Genomic DNA, 17801 nt, shown 5'->3' with positions numbered 1-17801 from the left:
CTATTTATAAGCTTATGGGGTGGCGTTATCCGTGCTGTCGTCAGCGTCATTCACATTATATAGGCCCGTCGATAAATAACGATCACCGCGATCGCAAACGATAAAAGCAATCACGGCATCAGGATTTGCTTTTGCGACTTCGGTAGCGGCCCATGCCGCTGCTCCTGATGACACACCAGCAAAAATACCTTCAGTTTTCGCCAATTTACGCATATAAACTTCGGCGACCCGCTGATCAACATCCATGATGTCATCAACCAAATCTGCTTCAAAAATACCAGGCATATAAGCGGCAGGCCAGCGGCGGATGCCAGCGATAGATGCTTCTTCGTCAGGTTGTAGACCGATGACTTTAATGTCAGGGTTTTGCTCTTTAAGATATTGCGCAACGCCAGTGATAGTACCTGTGGTGCCCATCGAGCTGATAAAATGGGTGATTTTACCGTCCGTTTGCGCCCACAGCTCAGGGCCGGTGGTCAAATAGTGCGCTTGTTTATTATCAGGATTGTTAAACTGATCGAGTACAATACCTTTACCATCGGCTTGCATTTGCAGCGCCATATCACGCGAAGCTTCTATGCCTTCGTCCACCTCGATAAGCGTCGCACCATAAGCGGCCATCGCATCTTTACGCTCTTGGGTCGAGTTGGTTGGCATAAATAGGGTGATTGGATAGCCACGCATCGCCGCCACCATCGCCAAAGCAATGCCCGTATTGCCGCTGGTCGCTTCAATGAGCATATCGCCAGGTTTAATATCACCGCGCTGCTCCGCTTGATAAATCATATTAAAGGCCGGACGGTCTTTTACCGAGCCAGCAGGATTATTGCCTTCGAGTTTGGCGAGCAATACCGCGCCATTGGCAATCTGCTCTTGCTCAGGCAGGCGATTCAATTTGACCAAAGGCGTCTTACCCACGCAATCGGCAAGGTCAGTGATTTGCGTAATAAAATTGGCGTTTGACTGGGCCGTAGCGGACATAAGGTATCCTTATCGATTATTAGTTTTTTAATAGGCGCTGTTTAAATAGCAGGTCAGTACTTGATGACCGTTAGAGATTGATTGTGGTCAATAAAAAGTTGCGTCATTATATCATTTTGTTTTCGCCTGCGCTTAATGCATAAATTTTTATTGAGGATAAGCAGTGTACTTATCTGCATAAACAAATAGGCATGAACAAAATACGAAAAGCTGACCCTTTAGTAATCGCCTTTGAGCAATGAAAGCGAAAGAGCAAGTGAGGCAATAAAAGTTTGCCAAGGAATGGTTAACCGCCTTCGTTAGAATCCTGCTAAGATAATCGCAAGTCATTTTTGATGGCTTATCTTTAATGTTAATGCTTAATCAATAATGAATACCTAAGCGCACCGTACAGTGTTTATCAATAATAGTATTCATCAGTAATAATATTTAGCGCCAAAATCAGTGGAGAGTAAACCCAGCATGGCTTACAAAAAACGTTTTGATACCAGTAGTGCTTATGGTCAGCTGATTATATTGGTGTTTTTACCGATTTGTTTATTGGCAGCGGTCGGTGGCATTTTGGTATTTTACGAAACCATGCGCGCCAGTAATTCAGAACAAGAGGCGTTAGCAGAGGCGGTGCTGATTCGTTATACGCCAACGATTGCGGAGTTGGTTCCTGAGTTATTAGAGCAACAGGAAGACAATAGCGATGATAAAAATAAGGCAGCGGACAACCCGCAAGCGGCGCTAGCGGCCTTAGAAGATATTCAAGATAGGCTCGGACGTATGCAGTCCGAGCAGCATGTCCAGCGTATTGCAATTATCAATCAAAATAATGAAGTGCTGGCAAGCGTCGGTTATGGCACTGAGGAAGCTTGGCCGCTGATAGAATCTGCAGAGCGTTTTTTATCGCAACAACCAACGCCCATTGGCACCGCTTACGGCAATAGCTTGGGAGAGTTTGACGGGCAGCAATTGTGGCTTATGATTGATATGGATAATGAGCCACTTTATATTGCCCGTTATCGTATCGCTATGGCGCTCGCGATTACGGGTTTATTTACGATTTTAATTTTGTTATTGAGCTTAAATATTTACTCAAAACGTTGGATTGCGCCAATTTACGAGCTGCGTTTGCAATTACAACGTACCCATGTCGACAATCTTTATCAGCCTATTCCGGTCGAATCAAATGGCGAGCTGAATTTATTGCAGCAAGATCTGGTCAGGACGTTACGCCGCCTACATGCCAGCTTCCAAGATTTAAAAGATCATGCCGAGCAGACCGAAGATGATTTGCGCTTGGCATTTGATGAGATGGAAATGCAGAATATCTCTATCCGTAATGCGCGCGATGCGGCGATTTCAACCAGCCAAGCAAAATCGGCATTTTTGGCCAATATCAGCCATGAATTACGTACACCGTTAAACAGTATTGATGGTTTTATTAATTTGCTGGCGCGGCACGGTGAGCTCAACCCTGAACAAGATTTGTACGTGCAAACCATCCGTAAATCGTCAGCGCATCTGTTGGCGCTCGTGAACGATGTCTTGGATTTCTCTAAAATTGAAGCGGGTAAATTGGTCCTTGATCGTCATGAGTTTGACCTTTATGACACCATCTATGACGTGGTCGATATGCTATCGCCGGTCGCTGCTGAAAAAGGTCTGCGCATGGCGGTATTGTTTTATAACGACGTGCCGATGCGCATCAACGGCGATGCGTTGCGCCTTAAACAAGTACTGACCAATATCGTCGGTAATGCGATTAAATTTACCGATAGTGGCGATGTGGTTGTACGCGTGAGCTTGGATGATCATCGCGACAATTATTTGATGATTAGCGTGCAAGATAGCGGTAAAGGGATTTCATTATCTGACCAAAAAATGCTCTTTCAAAGCTTTAGCCAAGGCGATCCGTCGATTACGCGGCAATACGGCGGTACCGGTTTGGGTTTGGTCATCTCCAAGCAGTTAACGCGACTGATGGGCGGCGATATTGGCTTTTATGACAATGTGCAAGAAAACATCTCTAATCAAGGAGCGACGTTTTGGTTTCGAATGCCAGCCCATGTCGATGTCTTAGAGGCAGCAACTGGGCAAACGATTGAATTGCCCGTGCTTGCGCCACTTGCCAGCGATACGGACGAGTTTAATGTGCTGGTTTGGATCAATCATATGGCATCGATACAGGTGCTCAAAGCCAGCTTACAACATTTACCGATTACCCTGACTCAAGCAAACTCTTTACCGGGCGTACTTGAATCGCTTAAAGAGCGCGGCAATTATTGGGATTGGGTCATCGTAGATGACGATACCCAAGACGATATGATGGCGCTACTCAAACAGATTCGCCTGCATTATCAAGGCAAGCTGGCGGTATTTGGCTATCAAGTTGCCGCCGACCAAGCGCTGCTCAATCGTTATCATGCCAATATTTTGTATGAGCCATTGGATAAAAGACAGCTCTATGCCATGCTTGATACGCAAAAACGCAGCGCTCCGAGTGGCGTTCAAGAGCCACGCTGGAAAGGTGTGACTGTGCTAGCTGTCGATGACCATTTGCCGAACTTACTGGTGCTTGATGCGCTGTTAAGTGAACTTGGTATCCATGTCATTACCGCTAGCAGCGGTTTTGATGCCATAGAAATCATCAGTAAACAGCAAACTAAGCATACCAAAACTGCTAAAACTGACAGTCAAAGCTTGTCGAAAAAGACCCAAATATCTAAAGCCGAAGCGCGTGATGATGCTAGTAAATCGACGGTTAACTCGTTATATCTTGACGATAGTACGACGGATGATAAAGGCAATGCGGCACATAAAAACAGTATCGATTTGATATTTATGGATATTCAAATGCCGCGTATGTCAGGCCATGAAGCGGCGCGGCAAATCCGTAATATCGAAACCCCTGATCATCACATTCCGATTATCGCCTTAACGGCTCATGGCTTAGCCGATGAGCGCGATAAGCTGATTGCGAGCGGCATCAATGATTATGTCGGTAAACCTATTAGCCAGCCACAGTTGCTACAAGTGCTGCAAAAATGGCTTGGTCGTACCGATTCAGTGCCGCCATTAACCACCATTCATAGCGATAACTTGTACAGCGCTGACTTGCACGCTGACTTACAAAGTGGGGCAAATCAAAACGCCTTGACGTCTTACGCAGATTTGACAATGCCAACCTATCCTTTAGTTAAAGATAATGACGATAATCGTATCGCTAATACAAGTGCTGATACTAAAGTGAAGAATCAGGCAAAAATCACCCGTCCTTTATCACTGAAGAAAATCCGCGATAACTATTTGCGCGACAGTCAGCCGCGTGAAGATTATAGACGCGAGACACCGCGCGAAACCCAACCACGTTACGAGAAGCCACGCTCTGAAAAGCCACGCTATGAGAATTTGCATTATCAAGGGCAGGGGCAAGCACCCTTATCTTATCTGCCTTATCAAATGCCAGAGAGTGCTAAAGATGAGCAAGCAGTAAATACTGCACACGGGCAAAGTAGTACGGACTTGGGCACAAATGCCCTTGATACCTCGGAGATTTTAAATTGGCAAGATGCGTTGACCCGCTCAGCCAATAAACCTGATTTAGCTGCCAAGCTCATCATTATGATGCTTGATACCATCAATGATGAAAAGCAAGCATTGATGCAGGCATGGGACACTCGTAACCGTAGCGCGCTGGCGCAAATTGCCCATCGTATCTTGGGCGGCAGTCGTTATACCGGCGTGCCACAGTTACGTCAAGCCAGCCAAGACTTAGAAGATAAATGCTTATTAAATATTCAACATACCACGCCCGCCCAATTTGCGATGTTAGAGCCTTATTATGAAGCGTTATTGACGGCGTTAAACAATCTACAAACCCTCGATTTATCGGCGTATCCGCAGCTTAATTATCATCGTCTAAGTGAAAATGATATGACGTGGAAAATGATTTAAAGCTGATAATCATAAAACCGCTGAGGATAAACGATACCCTAGTAGTCAGTTATTGATAATGAAGGGCGAGTGCAAGGCTGTTAATATTAAACGGATTAACAAACTCTCTAAGTGTTTTATTTATTATTAAGGATGATTATGCACGCTATTGCCACGTATCAGTATGAGACATTACAAGTCAGCGCCACTGACAATATAGTCACGGTGACCATTAATCGACCGGAAAAAAAGAACGCCATGAGCTTTAAAGTGGTGCAAGAGTTGATTGCGGTCGCAGGGCGTATCAGTAAAGATAAAGCGGTACGCGCAGTGATTCTTAATGGCGCAGAAGGCACGTTTTGTGCTGGTATCGATTTGGGCGATTTAAACCATCCTAAGAATCAAGCGTTTGCGCTATGGGAGCTGGTTAAACCTTGGCAAAGTCTCTTTCAACGCGTCTGCTTGGTTTGGCGTGATGTGCCTGTGCCAGTGATTGCGGTTTTAGAAGGCTATTGTATTGGCGCAGGCTTACAGTTGGCGCTAGCCTGCGATGTGCGTATTAGCCATCCTGAGTGTAAATTGTCTATTATGGAAGCCAAGTGGGGACTGGTACCTGACATGGGCTTAACGCAATCAGGGTTTGGCGTCGTACGCGCTGATGTCTTAAAAGAGCTGGCAATGACCGCGCGTACCTTCAATGCCGAGGAAGGCCAAGCACTTGGCTTGGTCAGCCATTGTAGTGAAACACCACTTGAGCAGGCGCAAAAGCTTGCCGCCGAGTTTGCTGAGCGCTCACCCGATGCGGTGCTGGCAAGCAAGCGCGTTATTAATGCCATGTTTGACCAACCAGCTACGACGCTATATAAAGAAAAATTTTGGCAGTTAAAAATGATGTTTGGACGCAACCGTAAACTGGCGCTTAGAAAAGCCAAGCAAGCCAGTACCGCTTTTGGCAAACGTCAATTTCGTTAAAAAATCAGCCATATTTGGCCACTGTATTTGAGTGAGATAGGTTTATTTTATTCACATCAAGCATCTATTGAATTACAAGCAGGTAGTGCAATATAGCACTATCTGTTTTTTTTATCTGTTTACGTTGCTGCTTGTTTATAGACGGTATTTTTAAAAGGCTTGGTTTACAATAAAAGTCGATTAAAATTACCCAACAAACCACGTATCAATAATAAAATAATCCTTTCTCTATCATATGGTCTCATTATGTCTGCTCCAAAACCCTCCCTGCCCAATAAACCCAATGCTGCTGACCGAGTGCGCTCTGCTGATTTGCCCGTTGCATGGATTATGATGCTTGGGCTTATCGTGGCAGTAGGGCCATTATCGATTGATATGTATCTGCCAGCATTGCCGTCGATGGCAGAGGATTTTGGCGTATCGACCGCCTTTATGGCCAACTCTGTGCCAGCCTATTTTCTTGGTTTAGTATTTGGTCAGCTATTTTATGGCCCCTTTAGTGATCGCGTCGGTCGCGTCAAACCGTTATATATGGGCATGATTTTATATGTGATTGCCTCGATTGTCTGTGCGACGACCGATAATGAATACGTATTGTTTGTCGGTCGAACCTTTCAGGCGCTCGGCGCGTGCGTGGGAGCGGTTGTGACGCGGGCGGCAATACGTGATCGCCTGACAGCCAAACAAACCGCCAAAGCTTTTTCTATTATGATATTGGTCATGGGCTTAGCGCCGATATTAGCGCCATCGCTTGGTGCTTTATTTTTAAAGTTCTTTAGTTGGCATTCTATTTTTTGGTTTTTGGCGGCTTTTGGGGCGTTAAATTTATTACTCACCAAGTTTTTCTTCTTTGAAACCTTGACTGAAGAAAACCGTAATGTGCGTCCTGCCAAAGAAGTGCTCAGTCAATATTGGGATTTATTAAAAGACCCGACCTTTAACTATCCCGCGATAGGCGGTGGATTATTAATGGGCGCGATGTTTGTCTATATCAGCTCAGCTTCTGAATTAATCATGGATACCTATGGCGTCTCGGCCACTCATTTTGGTTGGTTATTTGGAATGAATGCGGCAGGGTTCGTAGGTTTGACCCAGCTGAATCAGTGGCTGACTAATCGTTTTCGTATTTTAAGTATCCTACGTTTCGGCGCGATGATGCAAGTCATCTCAGCGGCGGCACTGTTTGTAACCGGTGTAATTTTTGGTACGGATGCATGGTTGCCGCTGGTTTTAGCCTGTATTTTCTTTTGTATTGCCGGTTTAGGTCTAACGCAGCCAAACGCCTCGGCGATTGCGCTTGCCTTTCAAAAACGCCGTGCGGGTATGGCCAGTGCTTTGCAAGGCTCATTGATGTTTTCGGTCGGTATTTTTGGTGGTTTATTATTAAACTTATTCCCTCTTAATCCTGTGTTAAAAATCGGTATTGCACTCTTTGTACTGATGAGTTTGGGGGCGTATTTAATTTGGCAGATAGACCGTGATTTGGATTTAGATACTGCGGAGTGATTGAAGGGTAGCGATGCACAATAGCGCTAGCAGTCGCTAAGCGTTATATGGTAAAATACAGCCCAGCTATTTTTATCATTCAGTATTATTCTGAACTTTCAAATCATAGCTCAATTTTTAAATCAACCCATCAAACAATGACACACACATCATGGCAAAAAATTGCTGGGTGTTTGGCGACTTGATTAATTTGCAAAAAGTTAGTGCCGTTTCAATAAACGTTAGCAAATGCGTGTCGCTAGATAGGCAGTTTTTGTGATGTGGAGGCATAACCCAACCAATAGGAATTTCACATGGCTTCAAACAATCCAACCAAAATCCAAATGCGCGACTTATTACAAGCCGGCGCTCACTTTGGTCACCAAACACGTTTTTGGAATCCAAAAATGGGTCCATACATCTTTGGCGCCCGTAACAAGATTCATATCATCAACTTAGAGCACACCGTAAAAGCGTTTAACGAAGCATTGACTTACGTAAACGGCCTAGCTGCTAAGAAAAACAAAGTATTATTCGTCGGTACTAAGCGCGCAGCAAGCGGCGTTATTCGTGAGCAAGCACAACGCGCTGGCATGCCATACGTTGACCATCGCTGGTTAGGTGGTATGTTGACTAACTGGAAGACCCTACGCCAGTCAATCAATCGCCTAAAAGAGCTTGAAAAACAATCTGAAGACGGTACTTTTGCTAAGCTGACTAAGCGTGAAGCATTAGAGCGTACTCGTGATATGGAAAAACTTGAGCGTTCATTGGGCGGTATCAAAGACATGGGCGGCCTACCTGACGCTATCTTCGTCGTAGACGTAGACCATGAAGCAATCGCTATCAAAGAAGCTAAAAATCTAGGTATCCCAGTTATCGGTATCGTTGATACCAACTCAAACCCAGATAACGTTGATTACATCATTCCAGCTAACGATGACGCTATCCGTGCTGTGACTTTGTATGTAACTTCTATTGCTGATGCGATTATCGCTGGTAAAGAATACGCACAAACTCAAGCAGGCGGTAAAGCTGACCAAGCACAAGACGCTGAGCAAGCTCCTGCCACTGAAGCGGCAGCTGACGCGAAAACTGAAGAAGCAGCGACTCCAGCAGAGTAATGGCTAAGCGATAAGGTTTAACTTTGTAAGGATGCCTTGATAGTTTAGCTATTAGCAGCCATATAAGGTTATTAATCGCATAAAGTTTATGGAAATCTATAATAGGCATGATGTAGTTTTACTCGTCATGCCTTATTATTAACGCGCCGAGCATTACTGACTTATTGCACAGAATGTCAGCGCGTTTAGATATCGTGCACTCCCTTACATAACAATACTCACCTACATCATAAAAGGTAACTCTTATGTCAGAAGTAAAAATATCTGCCAAAATGGTAAAAGAATTGCGTGACCGTACTGGTCTTGGCATGATGGAATGTAAAAAAGCGTTAGAAGAAGCAAACGGCGATGTCGAAGTTGCCATTGATAACCTACGTAAATCTGGTCAAGCGAAAGCGGCTAAAAAAGCAGGTAACATCGCAGCTGACGGCGCTATCATCATCGCTCAAGGTGACAACAAAGCATTTTTGCTAGAAGTAAACTGCCAAACTGACTTCGTTGCAAAAGATGAAAACTTCACTGCATTTGCAGAAAAAGTGGCCAATCTTGCCCTAGAAAACAATGTCACTGACGTTGCTGCTATCTCTGAATTGTCTTATAGCGATGAGCAAACCGTTGAAGAAGCACGTGTATCTTTGGTACAAAAAATCGGTGAAAACATTCAGATTCGCCGCGTTGAAGTACTAGAAGGCGCAAACATCGCTGCATACCGTCACGGCTTACGTATCGGTGTGGTCGTATCTTACGAGGGCGGCAGCGAAGAAACTGGTAAAAACCTTGCTATGCACATTGCAGCGTTCAACCCAGTTGCAGTAGATGACGAAAGCGTAGATGCTGACGTACTAGCACGCGAAAAAGACATCATCGAAGCCAAAGCGAAAGAATCTGGCAAGCCTGACAACATCGTTGAAAAAATGATCGAAGGTGGTCTGCGTAAGTACCTAGACGAAGTGACTCTACTACGTCAACCATACGTTATGGATAATGAGAAAAAAGTTGGTGACGTATTAAAATCTGAAGGCGTAAAAGTACTTGGTTTCAAACGTTTAGAAGTTGGTGAAGGCATCGAGAAGAAGCAAGAAGACTTTGCTGCTGAAGTTGCTGCCACGCAAGCGGCGAACAAGTAAGCTTTAAATCGTATAAAGCACATCGTATAGATATTAAAAAGCCCGTTATTCATTTAACGGGCTTTTTTGTGTCTGTGCATTTTAAAGGTTAATATTAACGTAGGGCTAAATAAGCAGAATTGGCATAGCTGGCGCTGTTGCCATTATTACTGGTGCCATAGCTGACGTTTTGCACGCCGCCATTGGTAGTGCTCGTAGCGTTATTGGCATTCATGGTATTACCCGCTAGCGCTGAGTCGTTCTTATATAAGCTATGATAGCGGCTCATGACGCTTTTGACATAGTTGCGCGTTTCTTTAAACGGGGGTATGCCATTGTATTTATCGACATTCCCTTCACCAGCATTATAACCTGCCACCGCAAACTCAACGTTATTATTAAAACGTTTCATCAGCCAAGCGATATATTTCGCTGAGCCTTCGATATTATCAGCAGGATTCCACGGATTACTGACATTAAAGCGGCGCGCCGTTGCCGGCATCAGCTGCATCAAGCCTTGCGCGCCAACAGGTGAGCGTGCATTGGGATTAAACGCCGATTCCGTATGCATCATGGCTTTCATAAGGCCAGGATCGATACCATGACGGGCAGCCGAGGCGCGGATATAACTGTCATAAGAGTTACGGCTGCCGCTACTACTCGCCGTGCTGCTACCGTAATCATTGCTATAGCTGCTGCCCGCATTGTAGGCGCTTGAATCTTTATAGTAGGTGGTTTTTACTTTTTTATTAAATTTATCAAAATTACCGCTAGGATTGACGTTGGTAAGCAGAACTTGGCCGCCCTTGTCTTTATAAATATACATGTTTCCCGCTTGAGCGGCGATAGGTAGGCTAGATAAAGCAATGGCAGAGAGTAAAAGGGGTGACAAGCAGCGCGTCAGTAAAGGGGCAATAGTTATCATAGGTTTATCACTTTTTATTAAGTAAGAGCAAATTGCTTTGCCTATAAGCGCGTGAGGTTGCGCATCAAAGCGGTTATCGCGTCTGTAGGATCTTATAGCGCTCAAATGAGCTACCTACAAATTCACGTCTAACAAAACCACTTGCAATAGATACAAAAAATAATAGTTGCTTACTATAACACAAAATAAGTTTTTGCCACATCTGAATGCGTGCACGCGACGTCAAAAATCCATTTATTTTGTAAAAAAGCTGAATAAAATCAAGATAGTAATAAAGCGAGGGTAGTTAAGCAGTTTATAGCAGCAAGGTTTAAGACTTTGTTTTTGTCATAAAAATGATTAATAGATAACGTTAAAAATGCTAGCAAATACAATTAATGTAGGCGAAAAAAGCCCAGAAAGTAGGATGGGCTTTAAGAGTTTTGAACAGAAGGTAAAACATTTTAAACCGATAAGGCACTGATAAAAATAGGTACCCAAACAGCGGTGACTAAGCCATTGACCGCTAAGCCAAAGGCGGCATAGCGTCCAGCAGTGTGGCTGATTTGCCACGCTTCTACAGTACCAAAAGCATGTGCCGCTAAGCCAAGCGCGAGGCCTTTGGCGCGGTCGTCATCAATACCGCGAAATAAAAAGCGCGCTAAGGTGCCACCGATTAGACCTGAAACGATAATAATTAAGTTTGCTAATGCCAACGGTGCTTTAATTAAATCGGCGACGCTCAGACCAATTGGCGTGGTCACTGAGCGGGTCGCAAATGCTAAAATGGTCTCGTGGCTGAGCGAAAATAAATAGGCCAGTGACATGGGGAGCAAGGCGCCAACCACGCTTGCCAGTGCCACAATCATGGTTAGCTTTTTAACTGGCAAACCCTTAAAGTTCATCGCCGCCAATGGCACAGCCAATAATACCGTCACATAGCCTAACAGATGGTCAAATACCGGTTTTGCCACGCTGTAATAATGATTGTAATCCCATTGCAAAATAAACAAAAACAGCAGTACTAAGACCAAAGCGGTGATAACCATCGGCAACCATGACAGCTTGCGCGCAAGGACACGGGCAATGACGTGGGCGGCTAAGGTTAATACTATTGCAGCAAGGGTTGCGCTAAACACACTATCAAAACTCATAACGTTGCCTTATTAACAGAGCTTAATGCTGTCCTTTGTGCTTGTTGGTCATATTCATATTGTCATCATGACTGCCATCTGTATTATCGCTATTATTAAGCGAGCGATTGGCAAGGATAGCCAATCCCCAAAGCGGGATAAGGGTGCTGACAATCATGGTCAGCATCACGCCCCAAAACTCATCACCTAGCGCAAATAGCAGCAAACCTGCACCGGCAGAAACGGGCAAAAAAGCAAAACCACTATCGACCAGTAAGGTGTTGCTTGCTTGGGTTAGCCAATGCGGTAGACCTTTTATCACTCGCCAAATAATTAAAATGATAAACATCGTTAACAGGCCGACGATATTGGCTGCTTTTTCAATACCCGCCCATTGGCAGACAACGACTGCTAACTCACGAACCACCACGACCATAATCAGCGTCAATATTAGCGCCATCCATAAAGGCGTGTTAGAAGTAGAGGTAGAGCTCATAAGCAATCCTAGCCAAGTCGGGTATAAAAAGGGAAATATGTTAAAAAAGAGAGTTTAACGCCAGTGTGTTAACAAAAGCATGTCAATAAAAGCATTTCAGCAAAAGCTGATTATATAGACAGTAGCCATACTAATAAAGCCTAAGCGCTAATTGCTGCTGTTAAACTGTTGTTAAATGTCTCGTATAGTGAGTGAAAAGTCATATCAATAAATCACGCACTACTGATATCAATTTTTCTTGCTTGCTGTGGCTGCGCAGACAGAGGCTACAAAAAATTGATATCAGCAATACCGTCGCGTTTTTAGGATATTTTGACTATATCATAAATGTCCATTACCCCTTATATGCTACAAATATAAAAAAGGACGCCATCATTGATAGCGTCCTTTTTAACTTCATTCCGATTAAATAACTGGCAACGAGGTTGTTTAACTTTGCGAATCAGATGCTTCTGTAGCAGAGTTTAACGCTTCAAATTCAACAAAGGCATCTTCTTCCTCTGCGGTTAAAGACGGGGCTGCATCCATACTCTCATATTTCTGCTCAAACTCTTCAAGTATCGGCATTAGTAGTGTGGCTTGCGCTAACGGCAATACATCTAACGGCTTTATATTGGCTTGCCCCAATAGCTGTTTGAGCCTATCGCTTGGCAAGCGAATGGTTAGGCGCTCATGACCATTATCGTCATAGCTTTCTTCCAAAATGACGCCAAGCTCGTACAAGGTATTTTTAAATTGACCAGCACTATACGGAAGGGTCAAATCAAAGGTGGTTAAGTTGCCCGTCAATAATTGCTGTACGGCAAGCGACAACTCTTCCATGCCTAGGTTTTGGCGCGAAGAGACATATACCCGATTTGGCTGACCTTCTTTTGCATAACCAATGTGTGCCGGCTCATCGGTCAAGTCAATTTTATTATAAACATTCAGCACGGGCACATCGTTGTCAATCTCAGCAAGGACGTTTTTTACCGCTTGAATTTGCTCGTGCATGTCTTCGCTCGATGAATCAATGACATGCAGTAGTAAGTCGGCTTCTAGCGTCTCTTCTAGTGTGGCATGAAACGACTCGACCAACTCGTGCGGCAAATGACGGACAAAACCCACGGTATCGACCAAAACCACGCGACCAACCCCTTGCCAGTCAAGACGGCGCAAGGTCGGGTCAAGGGTGGCAAATAATTGGTCGGCGGCATAAATGTTTTCATCGACCAAGCGATTAAATAGGGTAGATTTGCCAGCGTTGGTATAACCGACGAGCGAGATGGTCGGGACGTCTGATTTTTGCCGACGCGCTCGACCTTGGGCACGGGTTTGGCGTACTTTTTCCAGTTTATTTTTCAGCTGGGTGACACGCACTTGTAATAAGCGGCGATCCGTTTCCAGCTGAGTTTCACCGGGTCCACGTAGACCAATACCCCCTTTTTGGCGCTCCAAATGCGTCCAACCACGCACCAATCGTGTCGATAAATGGTTTAACTGCGCAAGCTCAACCTGTAACTTACCTTCGTAAGTACGGGCGCGCTGGGCAAAAATATCCAAAATTAAGCCGGTGCGGTCAAGCACACGGCACTGTACCAAAGCTTCGATATTACGCTCTTGCGATGGCGACAAATTGTGATTGAAAAGTACGATATCAGCGTCGTATTCGCGCACCAATTCTGCTATTTCTTGTGCTTTACCGCTACCAACGAAGTATTTGGCATCAGGACGCGCACGCGAGCCTGTAACTAACGCCAAACGGTCAGCGCCCGCTGAGTCTGCAAGTAGCTCAAATTCATTTAGATCATCGGGATCTTGAATTTGGCGGATGTCTAAATGGACGATAATGGCGCGCTCGCCACCTTCATGTCTTTCAAAATATTCCAAAGAGTATCACCTATTATTAAAGTAGATAAATCGCTATGACCGCTTCAATGAGTATCGATATAGCGTTCATATGACCCTCTATATGTGGTCTTATCATTTGATATTAAAGCGTATGTACGCAATTAGCCATGTCTTTATGTTACAGCGTTTATAGGGAGATATTTTTATATATAAAAATTTTAAGCTGAGACTATTAACAAAAGCCACTCATAATTCAGTGTACAAGTCATCACTGAGTAAATAAATTTTGTTATACTCATTGCTCTTGTTTACGAGATATAATCATACGTTTTTTAAGCAGCACTCTTTTAAGCATTAAGCTTTTTTAGCACTAAGATGTAATAAAGCATTTTTAACCCATAAGTTTTTAATCACGAGGGACACAGATGAGCCAATCTAAGTCAGGCTTTTCACTCAAACAGCAATTAGGTCGCGGCAAACAGATCGCTGGTATGACCACCACCATCGCTGGTGGATTGCGCGCCGCCCAGCGTATCGGCGCCTTTAAACAGCCACCGCGCGAAAAGCTACCGCGCTATATTCAAGCGTTTTGCCGTAAAATGGCAGGCTCGTTTGGCGTGCAGGTCGTGGCAGTCGAGCGCGTAGAGCAGCATCACGGTCTATGGGTGTCTAACCACGTATCGTGGATGGATATTCCGGTAGTGGGGACGCTAAGTCCGGCATTTTTCTTATCAAAGGCAGAAATTGGCGATTGGCCCATCTTTGGTAAGCTCGCTCATGCCGCAGGGACGGTGTTTATTGAGCGCGGTTCCGGTGATGCGGGCACAGTCGCTACCCAAATTGCCAATTTTTTAACCAAAGGTTTTTCGGTTATTTTTTTCCCAGAAGCGACCACCACCGATGGCAAAAAAATCAAACGTATCCACGGCACTTTGCTGCAAGCGGCGATAGATGCTGACGTCCCAGTACGCCCACTGGTGATTGCATATGTCAATAAAGATGGCACGTTAAGTGAGGCGCTGCCTTATTATGGCAAAATGACGATGAAAGATAGCCTAAAAAAGGTGCTTGATAGTAAAGATGTGACGGCTTTTGTCTTACCGCTTGAGCCGATAGATCCTAAAGGGTTGAATAAAAGCCAGCTGACCGATTTGTTACAAGCGCATATGCAAGAAGGTTTGGCTGAACTGCATTCGCGGGTTTTAACGAAAGCTGCTAAACCTTAAGCAAGTACAAAACTGCTTGAAAGATAACCGCTTTAATAGAAAAAGTAGTAGCAGAAAAGTAGTCATAAAAAAGGCGCCAATCTTAGTCATAAATACTAATGATTGGTGCCTTTTTCTTTGCTATGCAAATACTTGAACGTCAGCTTATTAAAAGCTAAACAATATCAATCTATGACCACGTAATGTTATGGCGACGGATTAGGGTGCTGGGTATGTACCGCTTCAATCGCTTTTAGCACATCTGCGCTCAAGGTGACATTGATACTATCGATATTCGATTGCAGCTGCTCAGTGGTGGTTGCGCCAATGATATTACTGGTGACAAACGAGCGTGAATTGACAAAAGCCAATGCCATTTGCGCCATATCCAAACCGGCATCGGCAGCGATTTTGGCGTATTGAGCAGTGGCGGCTTTTGCTTCGTCATTGGTATAACGGGCAAAGCGGTCATACATCGTCAGACGCGCGCCAGTTGGACGTTTACCGTCAAGGTATTTACCAGATAAGACCCCAAAGCCAAGCGGCGAGTAAGCGAGTAGACCGACATTTTCACGATGGGCAATCTCTGCCATGCCAACTTCATATAGGCGATTAAGCAAACTATAAGGATTTTGCACCGTGATAGGCGCGATTAAACCATTTTTGTCCGCTTCCCATAGATAACGCATCAGCCCCCAGGGGGTATCGTTTGATAAGCCATAAGCACGAATACGACCTTTTTTAATTTCATCATTTAGTGCTTGGATGGTCTCTAAAAAAGGCGTCAAATCATCCAGCGACTGCGCTGCCATCTCTTCACTATAACCGCGCTGGCTAAAAAAGTTCGCTTGCCGTTCAGGCCAATGCAACTGATAAATATCAATATAATCGGTTTGCAAACGCTCAAGATTGCCATCGATAGCACTACTGATTTGCGCAGCGGTATAACGCGTCTGACCATCGCGTAAAAAATCCATCGGTGAGATTTTGCTAGCAAGAATGACCTTGTCGCGCTGTTTGGTTTTATTAAACCACGTGCCCATAAAGCGTTCGGTATCGCCTTGCTTGTCTTTATCAGGCGGCGACGGATACATTTCGGCGGTATCCCAAAAATTCACGCCTGCACTAAGCGCCATGTCCATCTGGGCATGCGCGTCGCTTTCGCTATTCTGCTGTCCCCAGGTCATCGTCCCTAAGCAGATTTTTGAGACTTTTTCATTCAGTTGCGGCAGTGTTTGATATTGCATCTGTTTATCCCTGTTTTTATTCTCAATAAGGTTTTATTCTAAAGCCGTTTTTCATACTACATAATCTTGATACCTGTGACGCCCGGCGGGGTGACTTGGAATATTTTTACTTTAAACAGTACCGATTGACCAGCAAGCGGATGGTTAAAGTCGACTTCGACTTCGTCGTCATCGATGGCGCTAATGGTACCGGGCAGGGTGTTTTTGCCTTTATCTTCAAACTCGACCAACATACCGATTTCAGGATTGTCAGCGACTAAGGCAAATTGGGTGCGGCTAAAATGCTGAATGTTATCAGGGTTCCACTCGCCAAACGCTTGCTCAGGATCAAGGTGGGCGGTGCGTGTATCGCCAGCGCGTAGGTTCATCAGCACTTGCTCAAAACCCGGTAAAAAGCTCTCATCGCCAACCGTCAGCGTCACTGGCTCGTCGCGGTTAAAGGTTGAGTCAATCACCGTACCATTTTCTAGCGATACTTCAAAATGCAGCTTTACAAGGCTGCCGTGGGTGATGCGAATGTCTTCGTTGGGAGTGATAAATTGGGAGTCGGTCATAGTAAAAGCCACCTATTGCAAGTTATAGAATAATTAAAAATCTGTTTAAAAATAATGTCAGAAATGATAAGTCATCTCATAAAGGTTGTAAGCCTAAATAGTGTAACGCAAATAGTGTAATATATTTGATGAATCTAAGAGAGAGCGACGTATTTATGGCAAAACCGATGGCACATAAACAACAAGGCCATATCAAAAAATGGCAAGACGATAAAGGTTTTGGTTTTATCGAAACCGCGGCAGGCGAGTCGGTGTTTTTTCATGTTAGCGCGTTTAAAGCCCTGCGCCGTCCCGAAATTGGCGAGCAAGTGGTTTTTACAGTAGGGCAAGACAATCAGGGACGCCTGCAAGCAAAGGACGTGCAAGAACTCAGCTTTGTACAACAAAAAATGGCGCAAAAGAACAGCCAAATCCGGCAGTGTAATCACAAACGTAGCGCCCAAGCAGAGTTTGAAGCAGACCAAAAGAAACGCTTGTTCCTTGGTATTGGTTTTTATGGGGTTTTAATTTTATTGGCGGTCATGAATAAGCTAAGCTGGCTAGTGGTTGCTTGGTACGTGATATTAGGCGTCATTACCTATGGCATGTATGCCAAAGACAAAGCCGCTGCCCAAAGTGGCGACTGGCGTACGCCTGAGTCAACGCTGCATCTGTTGAGTACGCTTGGCGGTTGGGTCGGTGCGCTGGTCGCTCAAACCTATTTACGTCATAAGTCACAAAAGCCGGAATTTCGTATCGTTTATTATTTGACCGTCATTATTAATTTGGCAGGGTTGTTATTTATTATGGTAAACGGTGGCGACTTAACGGGATTAAAAGCATTGTTCTAAGCATGTTTTA

General features: G+C 44.6%; 14 protein-coding genes. 7 read left to right on the top strand and 7 right to left on the bottom strand.

Annotation, left to right across the window (positions count from 1 at the left end):
- Positions 1 to 12 precede the first annotated feature (12 nt).
- Positions 13 to 981, bottom strand: a complete 969-nt coding sequence (cysM, locus tag H9653_RS05795) for a cysteine synthase CysM (RefSeq protein ID WP_191691137.1) — start codon at positions 979 to 981, stop codon at positions 13 to 15.
- A 462-nt stretch (positions 982 to 1443) separates the two neighbouring features.
- Between cysM and H9653_RS05790 the strand changes: the two genes are divergently transcribed.
- The 5 genes from H9653_RS05790 to tsf all read left to right on the top strand — a co-directional run bounded on the left by H9653_RS05790 (position 1444) and on the right by tsf (position 9613).
- A complete protein-coding gene (locus tag H9653_RS05790) occupies positions 1444 to 4926 on the top strand; it encodes an ATP-binding protein (protein ID WP_191691135.1) in 3483 nt (1160 codons plus the stop codon).
- Between the two features lie 138 nt (positions 4927 to 5064).
- Entirely contained in the window at positions 5065 to 5877 is an 813-nt protein-coding gene (locus H9653_RS05785; protein ID WP_191691133.1) for a crotonase/enoyl-CoA hydratase family protein, read from the top strand.
- A 246-nt stretch (positions 5878 to 6123) separates the two neighbouring features.
- The gene (locus tag H9653_RS05780; RefSeq protein WP_191691131.1) at positions 6124 to 7383 is read left to right on the top strand and encodes a multidrug effflux MFS transporter; all 1260 of its coding nucleotides are present in this window, start codon (positions 6124 to 6126) and stop codon (positions 7381 to 7383) included.
- A gap of 293 nt (positions 7384 to 7676) precedes the next feature.
- Entirely contained in the window at positions 7677 to 8486 is an 810-nt protein-coding gene (gene rpsB / locus H9653_RS05775; RefSeq protein ID WP_191691129.1) for a 30S ribosomal protein S2, read from the top strand.
- 245 nt (positions 8487 to 8731) lie between these two features.
- Complete coding sequence (gene tsf / locus H9653_RS05770) at positions 8732 to 9613, top strand: translation elongation factor Ts (protein ID WP_068403979.1); 882 nt, start codon at positions 8732 to 8734, stop codon at positions 9611 to 9613.
- A 94-nt stretch (positions 9614 to 9707) separates the two neighbouring features.
- Here the strand turns inward: tsf and H9653_RS05765 are convergent, their stop codons facing one another.
- The 4 genes from H9653_RS05765 to hflX all read right to left on the bottom strand — a co-directional run bounded on the left by H9653_RS05765 (position 9708) and on the right by hflX (position 13994).
- Positions 9708 to 10517, bottom strand: coding sequence for a lytic transglycosylase domain-containing protein (locus H9653_RS05765; protein ID WP_191691127.1), 810 nt, complete (start codon positions 10515 to 10517; stop codon positions 9708 to 9710).
- Positions 10518 to 10960: 443 nt separating this feature from the next.
- The gene (locus tag H9653_RS05760) at positions 10961 to 11650 is read right to left on the bottom strand and encodes an LrgB family protein (protein ID WP_191691125.1); all 690 of its coding nucleotides are present in this window, start codon (positions 11648 to 11650) and stop codon (positions 10961 to 10963) included.
- Between the two features lie 22 nt (positions 11651 to 11672).
- Positions 11673 to 12125, bottom strand: coding sequence for a CidA/LrgA family protein (locus H9653_RS05755; RefSeq protein ID WP_191691123.1), 453 nt, complete (start codon positions 12123 to 12125; stop codon positions 11673 to 11675).
- 429 nt (positions 12126 to 12554) lie between these two features.
- A complete protein-coding gene (hflX, locus tag H9653_RS05750; RefSeq protein ID WP_191691122.1) occupies positions 12555 to 13994 on the bottom strand; it encodes a ribosome rescue GTPase HflX in 1440 nt (479 codons plus the stop codon).
- 386 nt (positions 13995 to 14380) lie between these two features.
- On the opposite strand from hflX, the gene H9653_RS05745 reads away from it, so the two are divergent.
- A complete protein-coding gene (locus tag H9653_RS05745; protein WP_191691120.1) occupies positions 14381 to 15181 on the top strand; it encodes a lysophospholipid acyltransferase family protein in 801 nt (266 codons plus the stop codon).
- A gap of 185 nt (positions 15182 to 15366) precedes the next feature.
- Here the strand turns inward: H9653_RS05745 and H9653_RS05740 are convergent, their stop codons facing one another.
- Both H9653_RS05740 and H9653_RS05735 read right to left on the bottom strand, forming a co-directional pair.
- Entirely contained in the window at positions 15367 to 16407 is a 1041-nt protein-coding gene (locus tag H9653_RS05740; RefSeq protein WP_191691118.1) for an aldo/keto reductase, read from the bottom strand.
- Positions 16408 to 16463: 56 nt separating this feature from the next.
- On the bottom strand, positions 16464 to 16961 hold the full coding sequence (locus H9653_RS05735; protein ID WP_191691116.1) for an FKBP-type peptidyl-prolyl cis-trans isomerase: 498 nt from the start codon (positions 16959 to 16961) through the stop codon (positions 16464 to 16466).
- Between the two features lie 155 nt (positions 16962 to 17116).
- On the opposite strand from H9653_RS05735, the gene H9653_RS05730 reads away from it, so the two are divergent.
- Positions 17117 to 17791, top strand: a complete 675-nt coding sequence (locus H9653_RS05730; protein WP_191691114.1) for a DUF1294 domain-containing protein — start codon at positions 17117 to 17119, stop codon at positions 17789 to 17791.
- Positions 17792 to 17801 lie beyond the last annotated feature (10 nt).

This window comes from Psychrobacter communis, from assembly GCF_014836505.1.
GTDB lineage: Bacteria > Pseudomonadota > Gammaproteobacteria > Pseudomonadales > Moraxellaceae > Psychrobacter > Psychrobacter faecalis.
This window is presented reverse-complemented; position numbering and strand designations above follow the sequence as displayed.